24 protein-coding genes are annotated in these 22,918 nt (G+C 45.9%); 16 read left to right on the top strand and 8 right to left on the bottom strand.

Going from position 1 to position 22,918, the window contains the following annotated elements:
* Positions 1–609 precede the first annotated feature (609 nt).
* On the top strand, positions 610–1,248 hold the full coding sequence (locus ACR9Y8_RS06045; protein ID WP_481212342.1) for a 4'-phosphopantetheinyl transferase family protein: 639 nt from the start codon (positions 610–612) through the stop codon (positions 1,246–1,248).
* Position 1,249: 1 nt separating this feature from the next.
* Here ACR9Y8_RS06045 and ACR9Y8_RS06050 read toward each other — a convergent pair whose 3' ends face one another.
* From ACR9Y8_RS06050 to ACR9Y8_RS06060, 3 genes are all read right to left on the bottom strand, one after another.
* Positions 1,250–1,876, bottom strand: coding sequence for a response regulator (locus ACR9Y8_RS06050; protein ID WP_481212343.1), 627 nt, complete (start codon positions 1,874–1,876; stop codon positions 1,250–1,252).
* Between the two features lie 52 nt (positions 1,877–1,928).
* Complete coding sequence (locus ACR9Y8_RS06055) at positions 1,929–3,128, bottom strand: lanthionine synthetase C family protein (RefSeq protein WP_481212344.1); 1,200 nt, start codon at positions 3,126–3,128, stop codon at positions 1,929–1,931.
* Between the two features lie 81 nt (positions 3,129–3,209).
* A complete protein-coding gene (locus ACR9Y8_RS06060) occupies positions 3,210–3,488 on the bottom strand; it encodes a class I lanthipeptide (RefSeq protein ID WP_481212345.1) in 279 nt (92 codons plus the stop codon).
* 127 nt (positions 3,489–3,615) lie between these two features.
* Here ACR9Y8_RS06060 and ACR9Y8_RS06065 point away from each other — a divergent pair, with 127 nt between their 5' ends.
* Both ACR9Y8_RS06065 and ACR9Y8_RS06070 read left to right on the top strand, forming a co-directional pair.
* Positions 3,616–5,829, top strand: coding sequence for a peptidase domain-containing ABC transporter (locus tag ACR9Y8_RS06065; RefSeq protein ID WP_481212346.1), 2,214 nt, complete (start codon positions 3,616–3,618; stop codon positions 5,827–5,829).
* Positions 5,830–5,841: 12 nt separating this feature from the next.
* Positions 5,842–7,119, top strand: a complete 1,278-nt coding sequence (locus ACR9Y8_RS06070) for an HlyD family secretion protein (protein WP_481212347.1) — start codon at positions 5,842–5,844, stop codon at positions 7,117–7,119.
* Here ACR9Y8_RS06070 and ACR9Y8_RS06075 read toward each other — a convergent pair.
* The gene (locus ACR9Y8_RS06075) at positions 7,092–7,958 is read right to left on the bottom strand and encodes a sugar phosphate isomerase/epimerase family protein (RefSeq protein ID WP_481212348.1); all 867 of its coding nucleotides are present in this window, start codon (positions 7,956–7,958) and stop codon (positions 7,092–7,094) included. The two genes, ACR9Y8_RS06070 and ACR9Y8_RS06075, sit on opposite strands and share 28 nt — an antisense overlap.
* 80 nt (positions 7,959–8,038) lie before the next feature.
* Positions 8,039–8,692 carry an NAD(P)-dependent oxidoreductase gene (locus tag ACR9Y8_RS06080; RefSeq protein WP_481212349.1) on the bottom strand — a complete coding sequence of 218 codons (654 nt, stop codon included), beginning with the start codon at positions 8,690–8,692 and terminating at the stop codon, positions 8,039–8,041.
* A gap of 470 nt (positions 8,693–9,162) precedes the next feature.
* Between ACR9Y8_RS06080 and ACR9Y8_RS06085 the strand changes: the two genes are divergently transcribed.
* The 3 genes from ACR9Y8_RS06085 to ACR9Y8_RS06095 all read left to right on the top strand — a co-directional run bounded on the left by ACR9Y8_RS06085 (position 9,163) and on the right by ACR9Y8_RS06095 (position 10,808).
* Complete coding sequence (locus ACR9Y8_RS06085; protein ID WP_481212350.1) at positions 9,163–9,756, top strand: hypothetical protein; 594 nt, start codon at positions 9,163–9,165, stop codon at positions 9,754–9,756.
* A gap of 66 nt (positions 9,757–9,822) precedes the next feature.
* Entirely contained in the window at positions 9,823–10,314 is a 492-nt protein-coding gene (locus tag ACR9Y8_RS06090) for a sensor histidine kinase (RefSeq protein WP_481212351.1), read from the top strand.
* A gap of 83 nt (positions 10,315–10,397) precedes the next feature.
* Entirely contained in the window at positions 10,398–10,808 is a 411-nt protein-coding gene (locus ACR9Y8_RS06095) for a response regulator (protein ID WP_481212352.1), read from the top strand.
* On the opposite strand, the gene ACR9Y8_RS06100 is transcribed toward ACR9Y8_RS06095, so the two are convergent.
* Positions 10,771–12,120, bottom strand: a complete 1,350-nt coding sequence (locus ACR9Y8_RS06100; protein WP_481212353.1) for a DEAD/DEAH box helicase — start codon at positions 12,118–12,120, stop codon at positions 10,771–10,773. The genes ACR9Y8_RS06095 and ACR9Y8_RS06100 overlap by 38 nt on opposite strands.
* A gap of 234 nt (positions 12,121–12,354) precedes the next feature.
* Between ACR9Y8_RS06100 and ACR9Y8_RS06105 the strand changes: the two genes are divergently transcribed.
* The 8 genes from ACR9Y8_RS06105 (at position 12,355) to hxsC (ending at position 17,513) form a co-directional block, all read left to right on the top strand.
* Positions 12,355–12,885, top strand: a complete 531-nt coding sequence (locus tag ACR9Y8_RS06105; protein WP_481212354.1) for a DUF7133 domain-containing protein — start codon at positions 12,355–12,357, stop codon at positions 12,883–12,885.
* Between the two features lie 201 nt (positions 12,886–13,086).
* Positions 13,087–13,620 carry a PQQ-dependent sugar dehydrogenase gene (locus tag ACR9Y8_RS06110; RefSeq protein ID WP_481212355.1) on the top strand — a complete coding sequence of 178 codons (534 nt, stop codon included), beginning with the start codon at positions 13,087–13,089 and terminating at the stop codon, positions 13,618–13,620.
* A gap of 171 nt (positions 13,621–13,791) precedes the next feature.
* A complete protein-coding gene (locus ACR9Y8_RS06115) occupies positions 13,792–14,019 on the top strand; it encodes a hypothetical protein (protein ID WP_481212356.1) in 228 nt (75 codons plus the stop codon).
* 260 nt (positions 14,020–14,279) lie between these two features.
* Positions 14,280–14,495, top strand: coding sequence for a peptidoglycan-binding domain-containing protein (locus ACR9Y8_RS06120; RefSeq protein WP_481212357.1), 216 nt, complete (start codon positions 14,280–14,282; stop codon positions 14,493–14,495).
* Between the two features lie 35 nt (positions 14,496–14,530).
* Entirely contained in the window at positions 14,531–14,845 is a 315-nt protein-coding gene (gene hxsD / locus ACR9Y8_RS06125) for a His-Xaa-Ser system protein HxsD (protein ID WP_481216214.1), read from the top strand.
* 456 nt (positions 14,846–15,301) lie between these two features.
* Positions 15,302–15,544: a hypothetical protein gene (locus ACR9Y8_RS06130; protein WP_481212358.1), complete on the top strand. Its 243-nt coding sequence runs from the start codon at positions 15,302–15,304 to the stop codon at positions 15,542–15,544.
* Positions 15,545–15,573: 29 nt separating this feature from the next.
* Positions 15,574–16,374, top strand: coding sequence for a hypothetical protein (locus tag ACR9Y8_RS06135; protein WP_481216215.1), 801 nt, complete (start codon positions 15,574–15,576; stop codon positions 16,372–16,374).
* Positions 16,371–17,513 carry a His-Xaa-Ser system radical SAM maturase HxsC gene (hxsC, locus tag ACR9Y8_RS06140; RefSeq protein WP_481212359.1) on the top strand — a complete coding sequence of 381 codons (1,143 nt, stop codon included), beginning with the start codon at positions 16,371–16,373 and terminating at the stop codon, positions 17,511–17,513. The genes ACR9Y8_RS06135 and hxsC overlap by 4 nt, the downstream gene beginning before the upstream one ends.
* Before the next feature lie 55 nt (positions 17,514–17,568).
* Here the strand turns inward: hxsC and ACR9Y8_RS06145 are convergent, their stop codons facing one another.
* Entirely contained in the window at positions 17,569–18,159 is a 591-nt protein-coding gene (locus tag ACR9Y8_RS06145) for an HD domain-containing protein (protein WP_481212360.1), read from the bottom strand.
* A gap of 97 nt (positions 18,160–18,256) precedes the next feature.
* Here ACR9Y8_RS06145 and ACR9Y8_RS06150 point away from each other — a divergent pair, with 97 nt between their 5' ends.
* Complete coding sequence (locus ACR9Y8_RS06150; protein WP_481212361.1) at positions 18,257–19,384, top strand: hypothetical protein; 1,128 nt, start codon at positions 18,257–18,259, stop codon at positions 19,382–19,384.
* A 178-nt stretch (positions 19,385–19,562) separates the two neighbouring features.
* On the top strand, positions 19,563–20,417 hold the full coding sequence (locus ACR9Y8_RS06155; protein WP_481212362.1) for an alpha/beta fold hydrolase: 855 nt from the start codon (positions 19,563–19,565) through the stop codon (positions 20,415–20,417).
* Positions 20,418–20,487: 70 nt separating this feature from the next.
* Here ACR9Y8_RS06155 and ACR9Y8_RS06160 read toward each other — a convergent pair whose 3' ends face one another.
* On the bottom strand, positions 20,488–22,908 hold the full coding sequence (locus tag ACR9Y8_RS06160; protein ID WP_481212363.1) for an ABC transporter permease: 2,421 nt from the start codon (positions 22,906–22,908) through the stop codon (positions 20,488–20,490).
* Positions 22,909–22,918: the final 10 nt, after the last annotated feature.

Consider the following 22,918-nt stretch of genomic DNA (forward strand, 5'->3'; position numbering starts at 1 on the left):
GGATAAGGACTACAACTTGCTGGGTGCATCTTAGTTTTCTACCTTCCATACCAACGCAAAATTGATTAATAGGGTGTGGATAGTGCCTGGAGCGCTAACCTGGTTACTGATAGTTGTATAATTATATTAACGGGCAAACGGCTTTTACGGATTGCAGGAGCAGTAATTTTCCGGGATTTCCCGGTTATAAAGGTGTAATAATGACTGGTTTTAGTAATAAAACGGGCAAGCGCCCCGGCCATCTTTAAGGACCAGGGCGCTTTGAGCCAGCTGTATGCTATCTTGACGACAGCACACAAAATAACTATGGCGAACAAAAACCTCGAGTTGTAAATTATAGCCGATAGTTTTGTGAAATCGGCCATCATGTTGCTAAAACTTGAAAATACTGTCGTTACAAAGGATTTCCTTTAGCTTACGCAACACAGCTGTTATCTTACATCGAATACATTCGAGCTGACAACAAAATGTTGTCAGTTTGCAAAAAAGTTCTTTCGTTTTGCAAAGTGCATTTACCGGATAATTTAAAATTATATTTTATGTGAGATTTTTACAAAATTGCATTACGAAAGCAAATTATTACGTTCAACAGCTCAATTCTAGTACTGCATGACCGGGACGATCTATTACGCCACCTATCCTATGCCCTTGGCGTCCGCCACTTTTGAGGCGTTGCTGGAACCATTGCCTGTTTATATGCAAAAGAAAATAGGTCAGTTCAGACGCTGGGAAGATGCCCACGCCTCCTTGCTGGGCAAACACCTTTTATTAATCGCCCTCAAGGCATACGGCAGCAGCGCCAACCTGCATGATATGCGTTACAGTGGTTTCGGGAGGCCTTATCTTGAAGGTGGTATTGATTTCAATATTTCGCATGCCGGCCGCATGGTAGCCTGTGTTGTGAGCCCACAGGCCCGCGTTGGTATTGATGTGGAACTGATCAGGCCTATTGAGCTGAATGATTTCAAGGGACAATTCTCAGACAGGGAATGGAATATTATTAAAACTGCCGCTAATCCCCTGCAGGCCTTCTACCGCTTCTGGACCTGCAAGGAAGCCGTGCTGAAAGCAGACGGCAGCGGATTAAGCACGGCGCTCACCGCACTGGATGTAGCCGATAAGAAATCTGTTATGCTGGAGGGCCGCTCCTGGCACCTGCAGGAGATCACTGCTTTCAGAGATTATGCCTGTCACATAGCCACTGATAAAAAGGGACTGGAAGTAAAGGTAGAGGAAGTAAAATTCTGACCTACTTCACGAGTTTATGCTCCATGGCAAAGCGGATGAGCAGGGCCGTGTTCTTCACATCCAGCTTGGCCAGCAGACTTTTACGGTGCGTATCTACCGTGGCGGAGCTGACAAATAATTTCTCTGCTATCTCCGGGTTGGTATAACCTTCCGCTATCAGCTGCAGCACTTCTTTTTCCCGGCGGGTTAAGGGAGGTAACAGCTTCTTTGCGTTGTTGCTTTCCTTTCTTGCCGCATGCCCGGCCTCAAAACAGAGGTAAGTTCTTCCTTTGTTCACCTCATAAATGGCCTGCAGCAGTTCTTCCTTATCTGCATTCTTGATTACATACCCGCTGGCGCCTTTTTCCATCATGGCATTAATATAATGCCCTTCGTTATAAGAGCTGAGCGCCAGCACCATCACCTCCGGGTGCCTGGTTTTAATGGCTTCGCAGAGGTCTATACCGCTCATATCCGGCAGGCCGATATCCATCAGGATCACGTCGGCGGTATTATTGGTAAAATAATCGATACACGATTGGCCGTTCACGGCATACCCGGCCAGTTCAATTTCTTTCTCGTTGCTGAGCAGGGATCGCAAACCTTCGAGGACGAGGGGGTGGTCGTCAGTAATAAAAACGCGGATCATAATTGCATTGTCTCCTTCAAATCTACAAATTAGGTCTCATTTCCACAACCGCTCAGGAGAGCAGCAGGCATCTGTCCCAGGCCGGGGCAGCATCCTCATCAACGGCAGCCATTAATGCCAGCCCGATCCCGGTAACGCCTTCCAGCAGGTTAAAAGTATTTATATATCCATTCAGGGTATGCGTTTTGAAGCCCGCGGGACCGTCTTCCCAGGCGCCCAGCTCAAAGGTATGTTCCATCCATCTACCAGCCCCAGGCTGCAGGCGTTCGTCCCCGCTGCCGCTATAGACCCGCCTGTAGATATGCGCAATACCCGTGCTGCCGTGGCACAATCCGGCATCCCTGACCGTACCGTTGTGGCTATCGCGGTGCAAGAGCGTATGTGCAAGGATGTCTACCGCCTCTTTCTTCCAGGCTTCCTTTTCCAGCCGGCCGCCGATGTTCCAGAGAGTGATGGCGATGCCCAGGTCTCCATAACACCAGCCCAGGCGGCTTTGCGAACTGCCGATAGCGGTATTGTTACCCGTGACCATGGTGGGATACCAGGAACCGGCTTCCGGTTGGTTCCTGGTGGACAATAGCCATTGCACGCCCTTTTCCAGCAGGGGAAGCGTACGTTCAACGCAGATCCCTTTTTCATACAGCATAGCGAGGATGGCCAGGATAGCAGGTACGCCGTGAGCCAGGCCAAGGTTGTAATGATCTTCGGTATTATCCTTTCTTACAAACTGGTCTTTCCAGCTGATACCGGTGTCCAGCGTAATGGCCGCCTGTTCCAGCTGTGCCACCATTGCTTCCAGGCAAGCGCCTGCAGTGGCATTCATAGGCCCTTCCAGGAAGTAAAGCGCGGCGCCCAGTCCCTGGTGCAGGAAATCATACCGCTGCTGTTCCATCTCCTGCTGCAGGTAGCGGGACAGCATCTCATCTGTTTCCCCGAAGGCGTCGTCTATTTCTGCTCTTTCAATGAAGCCCTGGTTCGTTAAATGCTGCAGGCACCAGGCAATGCCAGCGATACCGCTGCAATGGGAAGCGGTTAGTTCTTGCTCTGCCAGTGCGCCTGTCATCTTTTGCAATACCTGCTGCAAGCGGCGCAGGTGCTTTTGCTTTCCGGTCAGGCGGTAATAGTATGCATAGAACAAGGCGCATCCACTGTAACCGCTCAACAGGCCGGGATCGTCTTCCCGGCGGATGAAATGATCCAGCTCCATGTTGATCTCCTGTAGCTTCTTATAGATGTGTAATGATTGGGACATAAGAAAAATATTCAATCGTTATGAAACACAAAACACACTTCAAATGCATGAAGTGTGTTTTGTTTGGCTCGCTGCGTTTCCTTACAGCGTGCGGCACTGGGCGTTGATATCACTTGCACAACATGCATCCGCACAAACGCTCCTTTTCGTAAAATCGATCGGCAGGCCGCCTTTCACCATTTGCTGATCTGCTTTGCTCAGGCTGGCAACTTTAATCTTTCCGAGGGCTAACTTCTTTGGGGTTTGCTTTTTCATTTTATAAGCTGCTTTTGTAATCTTAAAAAGCAGTAAAAACTTTTGTTTGGTGGTTAAAAAATCAAATTGACATGACAAAGGTATGCCCGGCGCATAGGCATCCACCTCACCGGAAAAGGTGATTTTTTAAAACTGCTGGTAACTTTTTTTTCTGCTCCGGAGAAAAATCACCTTTTCCGGTGAGCCGCCAGGATAAGCAGCCCTGCTACATTTGCGGTTGATCTTTTATTTTATGCGTTTCCCCATATACAAACAACTAGACACCATGGATTGCGGCCCCACCTGCCTGCGGATGATCGCCAAACATTATGGCCGCAATTATTCTCTGGACAGTTTAAGGCAAATGAGCCACATGAGCCGGGAAGGTATCTCGCTGTTAGGCATCAGCGAAGCCGCCGAAAAAATAGGCTTCAGAACACTGGCTGCTGCCGTGAGCTTTGAACAGCTGGATACAGAAGTCTCTTTGCCCTGCATCATTCACTGGAACCAGCAACATTTTGTTGTAGTGCCACCCCAAAATTATGATGGCAGCCGCGCTAGTGACAAACTGCTGATTGCAGACCCGGGGCATGGATTGGTAAAAGTAGACAAGGCCTCTTTTTTACAAAGCTGGGCAGGAAAAAATAATGAGCAGGGTATTGTATTAATGCTGGAACCCACACCCATGTTCTACCAGCAGGAAGATGAAGCTGCCGCAGCGGGCGGTTTCCGCTTCCTCTTTCAATACCTGCGGCCATATCATAAATACATAGGGCAGCTGGTATTAGGTATGTTGCTGGGCAGTCTCCTGGCACTGGTACTTCCTTTTCTTACACAAAGCCTGGTAGACTATGGTGTAAACTACCAGAACACCGGCTTCATACAATTAGTGCTGGTATCGCAGCTGGTATTATTCATAGGCAGCACCGCGGTAGAGATGATCCGTAGCTGGATCTTGCTGCATATGAACAGCCGTATCAATATGTCTATCATCTCAGACTTCCTTTCCAAGCTGATGCAGCTGCCGATCCGCTTCTTTGATGCAAAAATGATAGGCGATATAACGCAGCGGATCAATGATCACGGCAGGATAGAGCAATTCCTTACTACTCAAACCCTGCATACACTGTTCTCGTTTGTAAGCCTGTTGGTATTCTCAGTGGTGCTGGGCATCTACAGCCTGAAGATCCTGTTCATTTTCCTGCTGGGCAGTGCCTGTTCCGTATTATGGATCCTCTTCTTCCTGAAGAGGAGAAAGGAGCTGGATTACAAACGCTTTCAACAGCTGAGCAACAACCAGAACAGCCTGTATGAACTGATCACCGGTATGCAGGAGATCAAACTGAATAATTGCGAAACCACCAAACGCTGGGAATGGGAACGCATACAGGCAAAGTTGTTCAAATTGAACATCAGTCACCTTGGCCTGGAACAATACCAGCAAACCGGTAACCTGTTCTTTACACAGCTCAAGAACATTATTATCTCTTATATAGCCGCAAGAGAGGTAATAGGCGGGAATATGACGCTGGGAATGCTGCTGGGCGTAAGTTATATCATTGGCCAGATGAACAGCCCCGTAGAACAGCTGCTCACCTTTTTCCGTTCTGCACAGGATGCGAAGATCAGCCTGGAACGGCTGGGTGAGATCCACAATCGCGACAACGAAGAGCCTGCGCAAACGGCAGATACCTTTACACCAAGCCTGGTATCCTCCCCGCTACAGAGCGGAGATATACAATTGGATAACCTTTCCTTTCAATATGCCGGTCCTGATAGCCCCTATGTGCTCAAAGATGTCAGCCTTACCATCCCCGAAGGAAAAGTAACCGCCATTGTAGGCAGCAGTGGCAGTGGTAAGACCACTTTGCTAAAGCTCTTACTCCGGTTCTATGAACCTACAGCCGGCAAGCTGCTGATCGGGAATACGGAATTGCAAAGGCTTTCTCCCAAGTGGTGGAGAAACCAATGCGGTGTGGTCATGCAGGAAGGATTCATCTTCTCCGATACCATCGCCAGCAATATTGCTGTGGGAGACGAAAGGATCAACGAGCGTAAACTGCAGCATGCCGTTAAAGTGGCGAATATTGAAAGCTTCATACAACAATTGCCCTTAGGCTATAATACCAAAACAGGTAATACCGGTAACGGTATCAGCACCGGGCAGAAACAACGCCTGCTGATCGCCAGGGCGGTATATAAAAACCCGCGCTATCTGTTCTTTGATGAAGCCACCAGCGCGCTGGACGCGAACAATGAAAAGGTAATCATGGAAAACCTGCAGCAGTTTTACCATGGTAAAACAGTAGTGGTGATCGCCCATCGGCTCAGCACCGTAAAGCATGCGGACCAGATCATCGTACTGGAACAGGGCCGCATTGCAGAAGTGGGCAACCACCAGACCCTGACCAAACAAAAAGGAAAATATTATGAGCTGGTGAAGAACCAGCTGGAACTGGGAAATTAAAACATTACCATTATGCCACAGCACCAACATCATCATGAAGATGTACAGGATATTATGAGTAAAATGCCGCACTGGCTGGTGCGCAGAGGTACTACCCTTTTATTTGTTATTGTAGCGCTGCTATTTGCAGGCGCTTATTTCATCCGTTTCCCCGATGTGATCGTTACGCAGGTAAATATCACCTCTTCCGATCCGCCGGTGAAGATAGTAGCCCAGGCCGGAGGAAAGATCCGGGAGATCTTTGTGCAGAACAACCAGGCGGTTCGCGAGAACCAGCCCATTTACCTCCTGGAAAATGCCGCCCATTACCCGGATATCCTGCAGCTGCAGCAGCTATTAAAGCGGCTGGACACATCTCTTTATCTACGCAATGCCCTGCGCAACTTCGACTTTGCACAGCCCTTGCAGCTGGGTACCTTACAAGCGGGCTACGCTGCCCTGTACCAGGCCGTAAACCAATACCTGTTCTTTTCAGACAAACATTTCACCTCTCAGAAGGTAGGGCAGCTGCAATCCCAGCTCAGCTATCAGCACCAGTTAAATGAAGAGCTGCAACGCAAGGATCAATTATTACAGCAGCAACTCCTGCTGGAACAGAAACGTTATCGTGTGGACTCCATGCTGGCAAAAGAAAAAGTGATTGCCCCGCTGGAATTCGATAACAGCAAAAGAGAATTGCTTAATAAACAGATGAATGCAGATGCCATCAAGGCCAACCTGTTACAGAACAAGCTGCAGCAAACAGAATACCTGAAAAATATTACAGACCTGCAGCAACAGTCATTACAACAGGACAATGATCTGCAGCAGAAAATACGGGAGCAGGTAAAACAGCTGCAGGGACAATTAGAGATCTGGGAGCAGCAATACCTCGTAAAAAGCCCGGTAGCAGGCAAGGTGAGTTTCTTTAAGTTCTGGAAGGCGCACCAGTTTATATCCAGCGGAGAAGCGGTGCTGATGGTGGCGCCGCCTGTACAACATTATGTAGCCAGGGCTACCTTGCCGGTAGATGGCGCCGGCAAGGTGAAACCCGGACAAAAAGTGCTGATCAAACTTTCCGCTTACCCCTTCCGTGAATTTGGGATGATACAGGGCAGTATCAGCGGGGTATCCACGGTGGCGCTGGATACTGCCTATGCGATGGATATCAGGCTCGTAAACGGCCTGCTCACCACTGCGCACAGGCAGATACCTTCGCAGCCACAGCTGCCGGGAACGGCGGAAGTACTGACCAATGATATGAGCATCCTGGCGAGGCTGTTCTACTCTTTAAGGCTTAACAGGTATTGAACGCTCTGCGGCACCTGTGTTTCTACGTTGCTGCTTTCGTCTTCAATATAGAAATGCTGGATAGCAGAACGTTTGGCGACCTTCAGTACGGCGGGAATGTTGATCTGGCCGGTTCCCAACGCTACATCATTCTCGGGAGAAGTACCGCCGGAGAGGTCGCCTTTAACACCCTTCTTCAGGTCTTTTACGTGCATGGCCCTGAAGCGGTCGCCATATTTCTTCAGTAAGGCTACCGGATCCTGGCCAGGGAAATGTACCCAGAGAATGTCCATCTCCAGGCTAACATACCTGGGATCTGTGTGCTGTACGATATAATCGAAGAGGGTACCTTTCTCGTAAGGCTGAAACTCAAAACCATGGTTATGGTATATCAACGTAAGGCCGTATTGATCCTTCAGGATCTTGCCAACGCGGTTAAATTCTGTCACTGCGATCTTCGCTTCGTCCAGCGTAAGGCCGGTTTTGCTATGCGGAAACCCAGCCACCCTTACAAATTTGGCGCCCAGGGTCCTGGCATTTTTGGCAACGGTATCTGTTTTGGTAGTAAGGTCCTCATAGCTTACCCCGAAGGAAGAACATTTAATTCCCCTTTCATCTATCATGCTGCGGATATCCTTTGCCGTTTGACCGAAAAGGTTGGAAAACTCGATATCGGTAAACCCGTTCTTCTTTACCATATCCAGTGTACCTGGCATATCTTTCGCAAAAGATTTGCGATAGGTGTATGATACTACGCCCGGGTGTTCCTTTAGCAGGGGGCGGCCTGTTTGAGCGCTCGCCGGCACATTGTACAATGAAGCCATTAATACGCCGCTGAAAAGCACTAGTTTCCTAAACATCATAAGTGGATTATTTGTCTGGTTATAGCGCTAATATAAGCGTTATGGCTTAAAGAACATAGCCGGTAAAAGTCGCCATTTTAATAGGCGGCTGTAAAACGCTGACGGATATGTTTGGAATGTTCCAGCTCGTCTACAGTGGCTAGCGCCAGATCTTCCACAGATAAGATGCTTCTGCCGTTCTCGTCAAACACTGGGTTGTCGAGCGCCGTGCGATAAGCACCTCTGCGAACGCCGGATGTATGAGGGTTCATTTCGATAGCGGGACTGACGAAAGTCCAGTCAAGGTCTTTTTCCTGCTTTAAAATATTAAGATAATCACGTGCACCGGAAGCGCCCTGCCTGTACTCGGCCGGAAACTGTGGTGTGTCGATCAGCTGCACGCCGGGAGCAACTTCCAGGCTACCTGCGCCTCCTATTACAATCAACCTTTTCACTCCTGCAGCTTTCACGCCCTGCTGAATAGCCTTGGAACCAGCAAGAAAATCTTCGTAAATATTGGGATTGGTCCACCCGGAATTAAAGGCGCTGATAACAGCTTCCTGCCCTTTCACCAATTCTGTTACTTCTTTTTCGTTGTATACATCTCCTTTCTTTACAACCAGATTAGGATGCTGCGTCCCTACTTTTTCAGGGTGCCTTACGATAGCGGTAACCTGGTGGCCACGTTCTAATAATTCATGCAGGATGTGTGATCCGACAAAGCCGGAAGCTCCGATTAATGCGACTTTCATTGCTATACTAATTTAACTGTAATTGTAATTATTACAGAACAAAGGTAGGCGTAATTCAGAGAAAAGCAAATTCTTTTTCGGTAGAAAGAAGGCCCCGTTGCTAAGTCCGGTATAAGTGTTTCTACGTAGATGGCCCCCAAGAGAATGTTTTGTAAGAATAATTTCTGTAAATTGGGGATGGACAATACAATAAATGCCCCTGGCCCTAAGTGTAATAACTTGACGATCTAAAGACTATAAGGTGAAAAGGCCTACAGCAGCTATTTACCAAACGCAAGTACTGGTAAGGATCATCCTATACCCGTTACGCAAACAGAGACAATGATTGCCCTAAAACGTCTGCAAACCAACTGCTATGAAAATGCTTGATACCTGGCAATCCATCCGGAGAACTGGCACGGAGGGAATAGCCGACAAAGAGCTTTTGCATAAAAATAAAGCTGGTAAACTCTTTGAATTGCTCCCTTTGTTTGCTTGTAATAACAATAGGAGGCATCTACTATATTTTATCCGGCAAGCTGTCGATTATTATCCCGGCCTGTATTGAAGCATTATTCGCGGCCTCCACGATATGGCTAAACTATCGCAAAAGGTACGAGTCGGCAGCCCTTATGACATTCCTGCTGCAATGCGCCGGTTCCATATATTTTGGGCTGCTGCTGGCAAACGTCATTGAGCTGCAGGCGATGGTGATCTTCCTTTTCCTGATCACTTTCCTGTTGTTTAAAGAGAAAAAGCGCAGAAGGGTCTGTCTCACCATCGCTACAGCTATTCTCATTATCATCGAGGCAAATTATTACTCCAATTTTATAACGCCTTTACAATTAAGCCTGAAGCTTACTATCATCTTCAAAGCATTGTCTATCGGGGGCGTACTATTACTGATCATGGTTGTAGGAAAGCCTTACGTATTGAGTAATGATCAGAATAACGAGCTGACCAGGGCCAACAATTTTAAAAGGATCTTTATCTACCAGACCACACATGAATTAAGAACACAGCTCAATGCCATTTACTGCATAGCCCAGCTGGTAAAACGGGAGATCAGAATTGACCCGGGCTGAAGAAAACCGAGCCATATATTAACCTGCTTTTCAACGCGGTAGGCAATACCCGGAATATTATCAACAATGTACTGGATATGTCCAAGATCGAAGCAGGCAAGATGGAAGATGTACAGGAAGAGAGCTTTGAGATCGAAACCCTTCTTTGAAAGACTGATAGCCGTACATAAGGTAACTGCCCAGACGCGCAACATACAGATCAAATTGCAAATCGATGAGCAAATGCCTCCCATTATCCGCTTTGACAGCTTTAAACTGAGCCAGGTAGTAGCCAACCTGCTAAGCAATGCGGTAAAGTATGCTGACAGGAACAGCACTGTACTTTTAAAATTGACTAAATACAATATACTTACGTGGTCTATACAGGTTACCAATAAAGGCGCCGGTATAGCCAAAGAAAAACTATCAGTGATATTTGACCAGTTTGTTACCAACAAACAGAACAGGTATACCGAGGGCACCGGGCTGGGATTATATATCGTAAAAAACATGGTACATACATTGGGCGGAGATATCCAGGCGGAAAGCCTTCCGGGGGCGATACCACCTTCACTGTAAAACTGAAATTACAGCGGGGAAGCCTGGAAGATATACCAAAAGAAACAGAAGAAGATATCGACCTGAGCCACCTGCGTGTATTGGTGGCCGATGATAACGAAATGAATAAAGTATTGTTCTCGCAGTACCTGAGTATGTGCGGCTGCACTGTTACCACCGCTACCAACGGAGTGGAGGTGATCAATAAGCTGGAGAAAGAGAAATATTTACCGGATGTGATCCTGCTGGACCACCAAATGCCGGAAATGGATGGCGCCGCCACCCTGGCCTATATTAAACAGGACCCGCTATTGCACCATATCCCTGTGATCATGTGCACAGGAAGCTTCGAGTTCCAGGAGGCATTAATTGAAGCGGGGGCCTGCGCAGTGCTGGTGAAACCTATTGATCAGAAATCACTGTTTAAAATAGTAAGTCAGCATTTGCCCCATATCAATGAAACAAATACTGACTTATTTAGTGAACAGTCACCTGACACGCAGCACGTTTTCTAGCGCTGTTTGTCTGGCGCAGATTGCCTGTTACGTGACCGGTTCCTGTTATTGTTATTATTTCTTGTGCTATTTCCGGCCGGTTATTATTACCGGGGCCACGATGTGACCGCTGTTCCCTATTGCCGGCAGGCTGCTGTGCCGTCTGTGGTTTAAGCGGCGCTGCTGTGCTGTTATGATGATACGGATGCGTGTCTACCACCGGGATATTACGCGCTATCAGCTTATGAATGTCATGCAGGTATGCCCTTTCTTCCATATCACAGAAAGAGAAAGCAATACCGTTAGCCCCAGCCCTGCCTGTACGGCCTATACGATGCACATATGTTTCGGGCACATTAGGCAGTTCATAATTGATCACGTGCGTGAGCTCGTCAATATCGATACCCCTTGCAGCAATGTCTGTAGCCACCAATACCCTGGTTTGACGGGTCTTGAAGTTATTCAGGGCACGTTGACGGGCATTCTGTGACTTGTTACCATGAATGGCCTCTGCGGTGATACCTGCTTTGTTCAGGTCTTTCACCACTTTATCGGCGCCATGCTTGGTGCGGGTAAACGCCAATACGGTTTTAATATGCTGATCCTCCAACAGGTGCTGTAATAAGCCTCGTTTATCCTGTTTTGAAACAAAATAAACAGATTGTGTGATGGTTTCCGCCGTAGACGATACGGGTGTCACCTCCACCTTAGCGGGATTATTCAGGATAACGGAGGCGAGTTTCTGGATCTCCGGCGGCATCGTGGCGGAGAAGAACAGGGATTGACGGTTGGCGGGCAACTTAGTGATCACACGCTTTACATCATGTACAAAGCCCATATCCAGCATACGGTCTGCCTCATCCAGCACAAAGAATTTGAGATGCAACAGACTAACGAAACCCTGGCTGATCAGATCGAGCAAGCGGCCCGGAGTGGCCACCAGTATATCTACACCCCTCTTCAGGGCTTCTACCTGCGGACTTTGCGATACACCGCCGAATATCACCAGGTGCTTCAGGTCCATGAACTTACCATATGCGGCAAAGCTATCCCCTATCTGTATCGCCAGTTCGCGTGTAGGCGTCAATATCAGGGCGCGGACAGCACGCGGTGCCCTGGCGGCAGCGTCCTTGGGTTGCTGATATAATAACTGTAAAAGAGGTAATGCAAATGCTGCGGTTTTACCGGTACCTGTTTGTGCACATCCCAGCAAATCCCTTTTCTGGAGGACAATGGGGATGGCTTGTTGTTGAATAGGGGTCGGATTGCTATATCCTTCGTTATTCAATGCCTTTAGCAAAGGGGCAATAAGCCCTAATTGTTCAAATGACAATTTTTAAAATTTAAAGTGATTAAATAGTGGTAAGGCTATCAAAAAGAACTGATACTTTACCTGCCTTACTCAAAGCCTGCACTATTTTTTGAACGATTGGCGCTACAAAAGCCGGTGAGGAAGTGAATAAAAGTGCCGCAAAGATACTAAATAATTCCTTTCCGGGCATGCCTTTTGTATTTACATGGATGTAATACGCTTGTTATGAAAGTAATAGTAATAATAATAGTCTTTATGCTATTATTCATGAAAAGCGCCTCGCAGGCTCAAAGCCGCATGGCTGATACAGCAGGTCTCCCTGCACCATTTGCCACCAAATCTGTTACAAATTTCAGCAAAGTCATCGGTTGGGATAACGGCCGCACGCCAGTGGCTCCCAAGGGATTTAAGGTTACTTTATATGCTGAGGGACTTCAGAATCCCAGGTGGACTTACGTCACACCCAACGGGGATGTACTGGTAGCAGAGTCCAACACGATCAAGAATACGCTGATGCAGGCAGGGGCAGTCATACTCGGCGCCGCCAAAGCGGAGAACATGAAGAAAAGCGCTAACCGCATCAGCATATTGCGTGATACTACCGGCGATGGCAAGCCAGACATCCAGCAGGTATTTCTTGAAGGCCTTAACCAACCTTTTGGTATGCTCGTTATCGGTGATAAATTATACGTAGCCAATACCAATGAGCTGCTACGCTATCCGTACCGGCCTGGCCGAGATGAAGATGGATTCCGCCGGACAAGTACTTATGGACCTGCCAGCTGAAAAACGTAATCAGCACTGGACCCGTAACATTATTACCAACGCAGACAGCTCCAAGATATACATTGCAGTAGGCTCCGTAGATAACATTGGCGACAAGGGAAAAGAAGTAAATCCAAGAAGGGCCTGTATATTGGAAGTAAACCCCGATGGCAGCGGGGAAGAGGTACACGCTTCGGGTTTACGTAACCCGGGAACGTCGGAATGGCGTGGGCGCCGGGTACCAAAACATTGTGGACAGCTGTCAACGAACGGGACGAAATTGGCGACGACCTGGTGCCCGATTACCTCACCAGCGTAAAAAAGGGTGGTTTTTATGGCTGGCCTTATGCTTACTTCGGGCAGCATGCAGATCCCCGCATGGAAACCCCTCGGCCGGACCTGGTAAAAATAGCCATTGTTCCCGATGTGCCCCTGGGCGCGCATACTGCTTCCCTGGGATTGGCTTTCTATACGCATACTGCTTTTCCAGCTAAATATAGGAACGGCGCTTTTATAGCCCAGCACGGGTCATGGAATCGCTCAAAGCTGGCAGGATATAAGGTAGTATTTGTTCCGTTTAAGAACGGCAAGCCTGCTGGTCCGCCGGAGGATTTTCTTACCGGTTTCAGGCCTGATAAAGCAGATAGTAAAGAGGTATATGGACGGCCCGTGGGGGTGACAGTGCTTCCCGATGGGTCGATGCTGGTAACGGATGATGTGAATGACAGGATATGGCGGGTAACTGCTGTGAAATAGGCTTAAACCTATTAAGAATAACATAAATATGGTATAATACATTTAGTTATTTATTCTTAACTTCATTTTGTTATGTTTAAATAATACCAAAGTTTTAATCAATATTTATATATTGAAATACCCCTATAATTAACTTCCGTTTATTCTATCACAACCTATAAAAACCAGCGAATGACAAACGAAAGAAGAATAGGCTTTCGTGAACTAGCTAAAAAAAGCCTTGCTGTTCTATCTGCCGCCTTAAGCACTTTGTCTCCAACTAAAGCTGCATCTCCCTATCTCTCGATTTACAGCACAGGGGCGACGGGCAGTATAAGCTGTGAAAAATACCATAAAAATGTATTAAAACCTAAATTAGTTTTAAAGCTTAATATCGCAAACCCCAAAATAGCTTTGTAATCCAGCACCGTTCACATAGTTCTCACAGGTCTCATTCATCGCATAGTTCTCACAGTTCACATTATTCCTCATCCTATAGTTCGAAAAGAGTTAGTTCTTATCAGCCAAGCTATACTCCTTCTAGCAACTCCAGTTATACACCGACCACCGGATCTTCTGCTTTACCTCTATATTCTCCTGCCAAGAAAGAAAATCCGTCTGGAACAATAGAACCATCACAATCCTCTCGCGCGTCAAATTCTGGACAAATCATCTACAAATTGGGAGACAGGGAGCTATCCAGAGGTTGTGAAGGAGCAGACGTTGAAGAGTTACAAAAGCTACTTATACAAATTAAATCCGATATAGTATTAACAGGATACTTTGGCAATCAGACAGAAGTCGCTGTTCTTAAATTCCAAGAGGAGAATGAACTAAAACCGACAGGCAAAGTAGATAATAAAACCTTGAATGCTATTAAACAAAAGAAAAACTGACTTTCGAAATAAGTGACAATTTCCTACATCTAACAATTGATGGACGATTATATAATGAAAGTATACTTTATAAATGCTTTTATTGGTATACTCGTGAATTTACCGTTAACATCGGCATTGAAAACGATACCAACTACTGTATATCCCTGCAGCCAGTTGCTAAACGGGAATCCTCTTGCAATTGGGAAGAGGTTGTTGAAAAAATCAAACAAGATCTGATAGATTTTCGATTAAGAGACATAATTACTAAAGAAACCCAAACAATTAAAGAATTAATCGTAGCAAAAGCCTTCGCGTATTATGATACACAGGACCCGCTCACATTAACATTTCAGACCGAGTTGGATTAGATCCAGAAAATGTGTAAAAAATCAATAAGAACTGACCTTATGAAAGAGCGCTTGACGAGGAAATTTCTCCATCCTGATATATTCAAAAGATCTTCCTGCAACACATATTATCTTCTACCCTTTAAATTTCAAAGGATCACATCTAAAAAAGAAGTACTAATAAATGAAGTGGGGGATTTTCTCATTGTACCAACAGGCACATCAGCTCTAATTGTCGAAAGAAAACTTACTAGAGAAGAGCACGAAGAACTCTACGCAGATTTAATAGCCAACTTTTTCATTTCTGAACAACCAATCCCCACGTTGGTAGAGGTATTGGCGACTCGCTATCGTACTAAGAAATCTTTTCTTGACTATTTCACCTCATTACATATTTTCGTAATCACGCTAAAGATGTGAGCACACGTGCCATTATTGCCAAGTTTCTCGGGTTACAGCCGATAAAGTTGGTACGACATGAGTAAAGAACATATAGATGCTGGCATTCAAATGATGATGCAATCTCCTACTCGACATTTAACTATGGAATTCCAAGGAGGAGAAGCGTTATTAGCATTTGAAAACATTATATACGCCGTAAAAAAGGCTCAACAAGAGGCACTGATTAGAAATAAAACGGTAACTTTTGTCATTTGTACTAATCTTGCTCCTTTAACAGAAGATATGCTCGTCTATTTTAGACAAAATAAAATTCTCTAATTTCTACTTCTCTTGATGGCCCTGAATCTATTCACAATAAAAACAGACATAAACCTTTTGGAAACAGCTATCAACTGGCAATTGATGGTATAAATAAATGCAGAAAAGAACTTGGAGAAGAAAACATATCTGCGCTGCCAACAACATCTACCTTATCTCTCAAATATCCGAACGAAATTGTAGATGAGTACGTAAGTCAAGGCTTTAGAAATATATTCTTAAGACCAATCAGCCCCTATGGATTTGCGAAGCGCAACGAGAAAAAAAACGGGTATGAAACAGCACACTTTCTTGATTTCTACAAAAAAGCGCTCAATAGAATAATCCAACACAATCTAAATGGCTATTTCATAAGAGAAGATTATGCTTGCATCATCTTAAAAAAAATGATTACTCCATTCCCTGTTGGCTATGTCGATTTACAATCTCCTGCTGGCTTAATAAACAGCGTTATAGTATTCAATTACGATGGAAAGATATATGCTTCTGATGAATCGAGGATGTTAGCTGAAATGAACGATTTTACATTCCAACTGGGAGCTCTAGGCCATAATACATATGAGGATATTTTCTATGGAAGAAAATCGATGGAGCTTTCCGAGGTCTTCCTTAACGAAGCTGTACCGGGCTGTGCTGACTGTGCATTTCAGGCGTATTGTGGGGCTGACCCTGTTTTCAACTATGCCACGCAAGGGGATATGTGGGGTCACAGACCAACCAGCTCATTCTGCCAAAGAAACATGGAAATTATCAGATACCTTATTGAGCTAATGGATAGTAATAAAAAGATTGAAAAAATATTTAGAAACTGGATAACTGGAAAAAATTGATACAATTAAAAACAAAAGGCAAACCGTACAATATTGCTAATCCTATTATTGGCCGGGTAACACGTGACCCAGACGTAGAAGCAGAAATACTACTTGTCGAACGGAATTTGCCATTTTCTTCCCTCCCCCGTTTTAAGTCAATCATCACCCTGTTAGATATTGGCAACCAAATAGATAAACCGTCTGTTTGTAACATCCAAAATATCGATCATCTTTCGAATGGAGATATTGTTGTTATTAATAGCGATGGCGTAATCAATACATTATATCGGATAAATTCACACCATAATTTTCTCTTAGTAACAGAACGTTGTAATAGCAACTGTTTAATGTGCTCTCAACCACCAAAAGACAGAGATGATATTTCCTATTTTTATGACATCTACACTCAATTAATACCTCTTATTCCGAAAACATGCTCTGAGTTAGGAATTACCGGTGGCGAACCCACATTACTGGGAAGAAAGTTTTTCCAATTACTACAACAGCTATCTTTGAATTTACCGGAAACAGAAATACATTGTCTTACTAATGGTAGGGCTTTTGCTTCAAGCAATATGGCAAACAATCTTGGAAGTCTATCATATTCTAAGTTGATGCTTGGAATACCGGTTTATTCCGATTACTACCAATTACACGATTATGTGGTGCAAGCCAAAGGCGCCTTTGATCAGACCATACAAGGGTTGCATAATTTAGCGAAAAACCAAGTTAGAATTGAGATTAGAATTGTACTGCATAAATTAACAATTCCTAGATTGCCTAAGCTTGCAAAATTCATTTATAAAAACCTTCCATTCGTAGAACATGTAGCATTTATGTCCCTTGAGTATCAAGGATATACTCCTCATAACATTGATAAATTATGGATTGATCCTGTTGACTATTCAAATGAACTCTCGGAGGCCATGCATTACTTGTCTGATTATGACATAAACGTATCTTTATACAACTCCCAACTTTGTACAACACCACGAGATCTTTGGCAATTTTCGCGAAAATCTATCTCAGATTGGAAAAATAGCTACTTAGCCGAATGCAGTAAATGTAGTGCCTTAGACGACTGTGGAGGCCTATTCGAGTCTAACATGATGAAACACAGTTGTCACATTAAGGCTATACCACAAAAAAGCTACTAGGAAGCCGCAGTTTAATAATGTCAAGCCCAACCATGAATTAACGCATTTGCATTAATTACAATATACTTAATTCGCTCATTATATTCCGCCTGGCCTGCGCCTCGTACAGTTCCCTGAATAGCGCCGTCCGGTATATCACCGGCTTTTCCAGGAAATGTGTCAGTACCTTCTTTCTTCCGGGACGATAGACTTCATCCGGATACACGCTGTACTCCTGCCTGATCTGTTGCGCATACTGGCTATAAACCTCCGCCGAGCTACCCAGTATGGAAAGATCGAAATCCAGGAGGAAATCAAGGTCATCATCATGCTCGTCAGCTGCATGCGTTTTCGTCGCCCTGATATAATCCATCACCGTAATGATCTGGTAAGGAGGAAAAGTGGTCTGCTGTAAAAAGGCACCTGCCACCAGCGCGCTTTGCTCTTCGTTGTCTGACTTCAGCACATTGTAGACGATATCATGATAAAAGATGGCCATCTGCAATACATCATTATTGCGGATATTAGACGCGTGGGTCTGCTGTAAGGACAGCAATGCTTCAATATGATGCAGGTTATGGTACTGCCGCCCGGGAGCAGCGTATCGCCCCACAAGCTGATCGAACTCTCTGTTTATCAGCTCTTCGTTGGTACAATACCGTAACATGAGCAATGTCCAGGTTTGTCTTAAAGCAGCAACAGGCATAGTGATGAATGGATGTAGTTTTCTATACTAAAATATTACTTTTAGTAAAATTTGCCCAATGAACCCTACACCTCCCATTACCTCGAGGTTTTCCCTGAAATTGATTGAATGCCTGCTGGTGTCCATTGCCATCGTTAACATCTTTTACATGCAGGTATTCTTAACACTGAGCTTTGCTCGTGTTTTACCGAAGTTCATGGACATCGCTTTGGAACTATCAGGGGCCGCATTGGTGGTAGGCGGCATAGGCTTTACAATAGGTTATTCCATTTACTGGCATCGTAAAGAACTAAAGAATAGTATCGACTCCGGCCGGCTACATGCCTGGTTCAGGGGACTTATACGCTACTGGCTGGCATTACAGATCACTACATATGGCGTTGCGAAAATATTCGGATTGCAATTCGGACATTCCTATCTGCGCGATGACAAGCTTGTAGGCTCCCTTTCAGGATTTGACCTTACCTGGAACTATTTTGCCCATTCCTATGCCTTAACCATGATCATCGGCCTGTTACAGATCGGCGGCTCCGTATTGTTAGTGTTCCGGCGCACTTATTTACTGGGTATAGTGGTGCTGCTACCTGTGATGATCAATATCATGCTGATCGATATCTTCTACGGCATCCCCTTTGCTGCTACCTTGAATGCAGTATTGTTTACCCTGGGCCTGACCTATTTGTTACTGCTAAGATGGAATGAGCTGATTGGATTCTTTCTCCGGCCAACAGACAAGCTTCCTCCTGTGCGCATCGGCTTATTTAAGCCTCTGATCAAAATAGCTGCACTGGCTTTTGTACTGATCTTTACTTTTTACGGTAACGGCGTCAAATCATCCTACAGCTTTACCGGCAAATGGCAAGTGGATACGCTTACCAGGAACGGGCTGCCGGTAGATAAAGACGCCTGGTTGCATGATCCCACCGCCTGGAAAAATGTGTATGTGGAACAGTATGGGTACATTAGCTTCTCCCCTAATCCGTACGTGATCGAGAAAAGCAAGCTCAGTTCAGGACGGTTCGATTACGACAGTGTAAAGCACGTTATGAAGATCAAGATCAACGGCAACGACATCCCGATAAATGCTTACATAAGCGTTCAGGATCAGCAACATATGATTTGGAAGATCGTAGATTATAAGGACACGACCATATTACACCTGTCCATGTCGCATTCAACCCCATAACTTGTCGTTTTCAGCCCTCATTCCGGTTCGGTGCGTGTATTAGCTTTGTTAGCAGAAATTAATCACTGCTAAAATGAAATATGTTATGTACCCTGCCATTCAAAAACTCCTGACGCGCCCCTTTCGCTGCACAGGTATATTTACGACACTTATTTCCGGACTAATATCTATACAAACTATGGCACAAACTTCAACACAGAGCGCTGCCGCACAGACCAGCGCCAACGCAGCCGCGCAACCGCTGAAAAAGGGATATGCGCCGGTAAACGGGCTTCAATTGTACTATGAAATCTATGGTACCGGCGAGCCACTGGTCCTGTTACATGGAGGCCTGGGCGCCATTGAAATGTTTGGGGTAAATCTGCCCGTGCTTGCTCAAAGCAGGCAGGTGATCGCAGTAGACCTGCAGGGGCATGGCCGCACCGCCGATATAGATCGCCCGCTTAATATAGCATTTATGGCAGACGACATTGCCGGGCTTTTAAAACACCTCGGCATCAAACAGGCCGATATCATGGGTTATTCCCTGGGAGGCGGCGTTGCTTTACAAACTGCTATCCGTCATCCGGAGCTTGTAAGGAAACTGGTGCTTGTTTCCACCCCCATCAAACGGAACGCTTTCTACCCCGACATTCTTAAACAACAGGAACAAATGGGCCCACAAGCTGCCGAATTCCTGAAGCAAACACCTATGTATGAAATGTATGCCCGCCTGGCGCCTAAACCGGAGGACTGGACAAAATTTATTACCAAGATCGGTGAAGCGATGAAAGTAGATTATGATTTGTCTGCTGAGGTTAAAGCCCTCAAATCACCGGTCCTGCTCATCGCTGCAGATGCTGACCTCTTCCCGCCTTCGCACATAGTAGAAATCTTTGGACTGCTGGGCGGCGGACAGCGTGATGGCGGCTGGGATGGCAGCGGACAGGTCCCGTCACAACTCGCCATTCTGCCGGGCCAGACCCACTACAATATTTTCATGTCGCCAGCATTGGCGCCTACAGCGCTGGCATTTCTTAACAAAACAAAATAAGGCTTATTTCCACCCATAAAAAAGCGGCGCACCGGTAACCAGTGCGCCGCTGCGCATTTATCATCTTCCTTTACTCTGTTCTCAGGCTTTTAACAGGGTTCATCAGCGCCGCTTTTACAGACTGGAAGCTTATTGTCAGCAGTGTAACCAGCAATGCCCCTGCGGCAACCGCCACAAGGATCCACCATGATACCTCCGTACGATAGGCATATTGCTGTAACCATTTATTCAGCAGCCAGCCTGCTACCGGGACAGCGATTGCACACGATAATAGCACCAGCACTACAAAATCCCTGGAAAGTAAACGCCACAGGTTAAATACGGAAGCGCCCAGCACTTTCCGTATACCGATCTCCTTGGTACGTTGTTCCGCTACAAAAGAAGCGAGCCCGAATAAACCAAGACAGGAAATAAAGATCGCCAACACGGCAAAAAAGGTAGCCAGTTTTTCTATACGTTCTTCAGCGGCAAACTTAAGGGCATACTCCTGGTCTGCGAAGGTATAGTCAAAGGGCGCTGATGGTATCAGTGCTTTAAATACCCCTTCTATTTTAGCCAGCGCCTGGCTCATATTTGCACCAGGTTTTACTTTAATATGCAGGTAATTATAACCGCCGTTGGGCGCCTTAATAAAGAAGAATGTAGGCGTTGCGGGAGCATAAGGTGATTCCATCACCATATCTTTCACCACGCCCAATATCCTGTACTGTAACAGGGGCGCATCCCGCCATTTCCAGGTTACATCCTCTCCCACGGGGTTTTGCAATCCCATATATTTTGCAGCCGATTCGTTGATCACCATTCCTGCTGAATCTGTAGCCAATGCGTTTGAAAAATCCCTGCCGTCTATAAACTGCCATCCTATTGTTTTGCCATACTCCGGCGTTACCACCAGGGTCCCAAAGTTTTGATTTTGCAACTTTGAAGTGTCTGCACCCTGCCAGTTAAAGCCATTATTACCCGAAGCTATTTCAGTGAGGCTTCCCATGGATGCTGCCATTTCCGACACGACGCCGGTATGTTTCAGCTCATTACTTAAAAGTTCATTCTTGCCATAAAAATCAGCGGATTTCATTTCCACCATCAGCAACCGCTCACGGGTATAACCTACCGGGCGGTCTTTAGCATACCGGATCTGCCGGTACACGATCATGGTAGCAATCGCCAGTATGACGGAAACGGTAAACTGCAGCACTACCAGCGCCTTACGCGGCACAACAGCAAAACGCCCCGCCCTGAATGTGCCTTTCAACACCTTCACCGGCTGGAAAGAAGACAGGTATAAAGCGGGATAGCTTCCTGCCAGTAAGCCGGTACAAAAAATAAATGTGCCGGCACACAGCCAGAACCAGGGATTGGTCCAGGGCATGCTGATAGCTTTTGCGGACAGCTGATTAAACCACGGCAACAACAGCAATGCAAATACAATAGCCAGCACAAATGCCAGCAACGCTATCAGTAATGATTCACTGAAGAACTGCTTCACCAGCTGCCAGCGTATGGATCCTATCGCTTTGCGGATACCTACCTCTTTAGCACGCTTTGCGGAACGGGCAGTACTGAGGTTCATAAAGTTGATACAAGCCAGCAACAATACGAACATGCCAATGATCCCTACCATCCATACAAAACGGATTGGTTGATCATTGTACCTTCCCCTTTCGAAACCGGATAAATGCCATTTGCTCATGGGCCACAGAAGCGCTTGGGGAGCAGATGCTCCCGGCGGCAGATCAGCGTGTACCTGGTATTGGCGCTCAGCCCCTTTAATAGAGCGCGTTGCCTGCTCAATACTTACCCCTGGTTTTAATTGAGCGTAAAGCCGGAGAAAATGGTTATTCCATTCATTGACGGCCCGCTGTTGTACCCAGTCATTATTTGCTTCCCATAGTTTCCAGGGTGAAAAGAACTTTACCGCACTGAACTCGCTGTTAAGCGGCAGGTCCTCATATACACCGGTCACTTTTACACTGTTGTTGTTATTGATCCGTACGATCTTGTCTACCGGGTTGATATTTCCAAAAAGTGCTTTGGCAGCAGATGCGGAAAGCATAATGGAGTAGGGTTCCCGCAGTCCGGCGCGGGAGCCGTAGATCATCTTCAGGGACAACATATCCGGCGCACCATCATCCATGAACTGCCCTTTGCCGGACAACTTCGCTTCCCCGGCTGATAATATATATTCCGATACCCACGACGCTTTTACAACATGGCTAAAGCTGCTGTTATACACCTTTTGCACCTCATTAGCAAAAGGATAGGACATGGTGTGGTTCGTAAACTCCTCTCCCTGGTAAGTACTCCGTAGCATTACTTGTGTTATGCGGCCGTAGTTTTGGTGATACTGGTTGAAAGATAACTCGTCCCAGATCCAGAGGCCGTTCAGGATAGCTACTGTCATACCAATAGCAAGACCAAAGATATTAATGAAGGAAAATGCTTTGTTCTTAAAAAGATTGCGGTAGGCAATCTTGATGTAATTCCTGATCATGACTGTTATT

Source organism: Chitinophaga sp. SVR4-12A, assembly GCF_056754765.1.

Coding starts and splice junctions, on each gene's coding strand:
- ACR9Y8_RS06045 (WP_481212342.1), top strand. CDS start 610: ATGACCGGGACGATCTATTACGCCACCTATCCTATGCCCTTGGCGTCC.
- ACR9Y8_RS06050 (WP_481212343.1), bottom strand. CDS start 1,876: ATGATCCGCGTTTTTATTACTGACGACCACCCCCTCGTCCTCGAAGGT.
- ACR9Y8_RS06055 (WP_481212344.1), bottom strand. CDS start 3,128: ATGTCCCAATCATTACACATCTATAAGAAGCTACAGGAGATCAACATG.
- ACR9Y8_RS06065 (WP_481212346.1), top strand. CDS start 3,616: ATGCGTTTCCCCATATACAAACAACTAGACACCATGGATTGCGGCCCC.
- ACR9Y8_RS06070 (WP_481212347.1), top strand. CDS start 5,842: ATGCCACAGCACCAACATCATCATGAAGATGTACAGGATATTATGAGT.
- ACR9Y8_RS06075 (WP_481212348.1), bottom strand. CDS start 7,958: ATGTTTAGGAAACTAGTGCTTTTCAGCGGCGTATTAATGGCTTCATTG.
- ACR9Y8_RS06080 (WP_481212349.1), bottom strand. CDS start 8,692: ATGAAAGTCGCATTAATCGGAGCTTCCGGCTTTGTCGGATCACACATC.
- ACR9Y8_RS06090 (WP_481212351.1), top strand. CDS start 9,823: ATGTACTGGATATGTCCAAGATCGAAGCAGGCAAGATGGAAGATGTAC.
- ACR9Y8_RS06105 (WP_481212354.1), top strand. CDS start 12,355: ATGCTATTATTCATGAAAAGCGCCTCGCAGGCTCAAAGCCGCATGGCT.
- ACR9Y8_RS06110 (WP_481212355.1), top strand. CDS start 13,087: ATGGCGTGGGCGCCGGGTACCAAAACATTGTGGACAGCTGTCAACGAA.
- ACR9Y8_RS06115 (WP_481212356.1), top strand. CDS start 13,792: ATGACAAACGAAAGAAGAATAGGCTTTCGTGAACTAGCTAAAAAAAGC.
- ACR9Y8_RS06130 (WP_481212358.1), top strand. CDS start 15,302: ATGAGTAAAGAACATATAGATGCTGGCATTCAAATGATGATGCAATCT.
- ACR9Y8_RS06145 (WP_481212360.1), bottom strand. CDS start 18,159: ATGTTACGGTATTGTACCAACGAAGAGCTGATAAACAGAGAGTTCGAT.
- ACR9Y8_RS06150 (WP_481212361.1), top strand. CDS start 18,257: ATGAACCCTACACCTCCCATTACCTCGAGGTTTTCCCTGAAATTGATT.
- ACR9Y8_RS06155 (WP_481212362.1), top strand. CDS start 19,563: ATGGCACAAACTTCAACACAGAGCGCTGCCGCACAGACCAGCGCCAAC.
- ACR9Y8_RS06160 (WP_481212363.1), bottom strand. CDS start 22,908: ATGATCAGGAATTACATCAAGATTGCCTACCGCAATCTTTTTAAGAAC.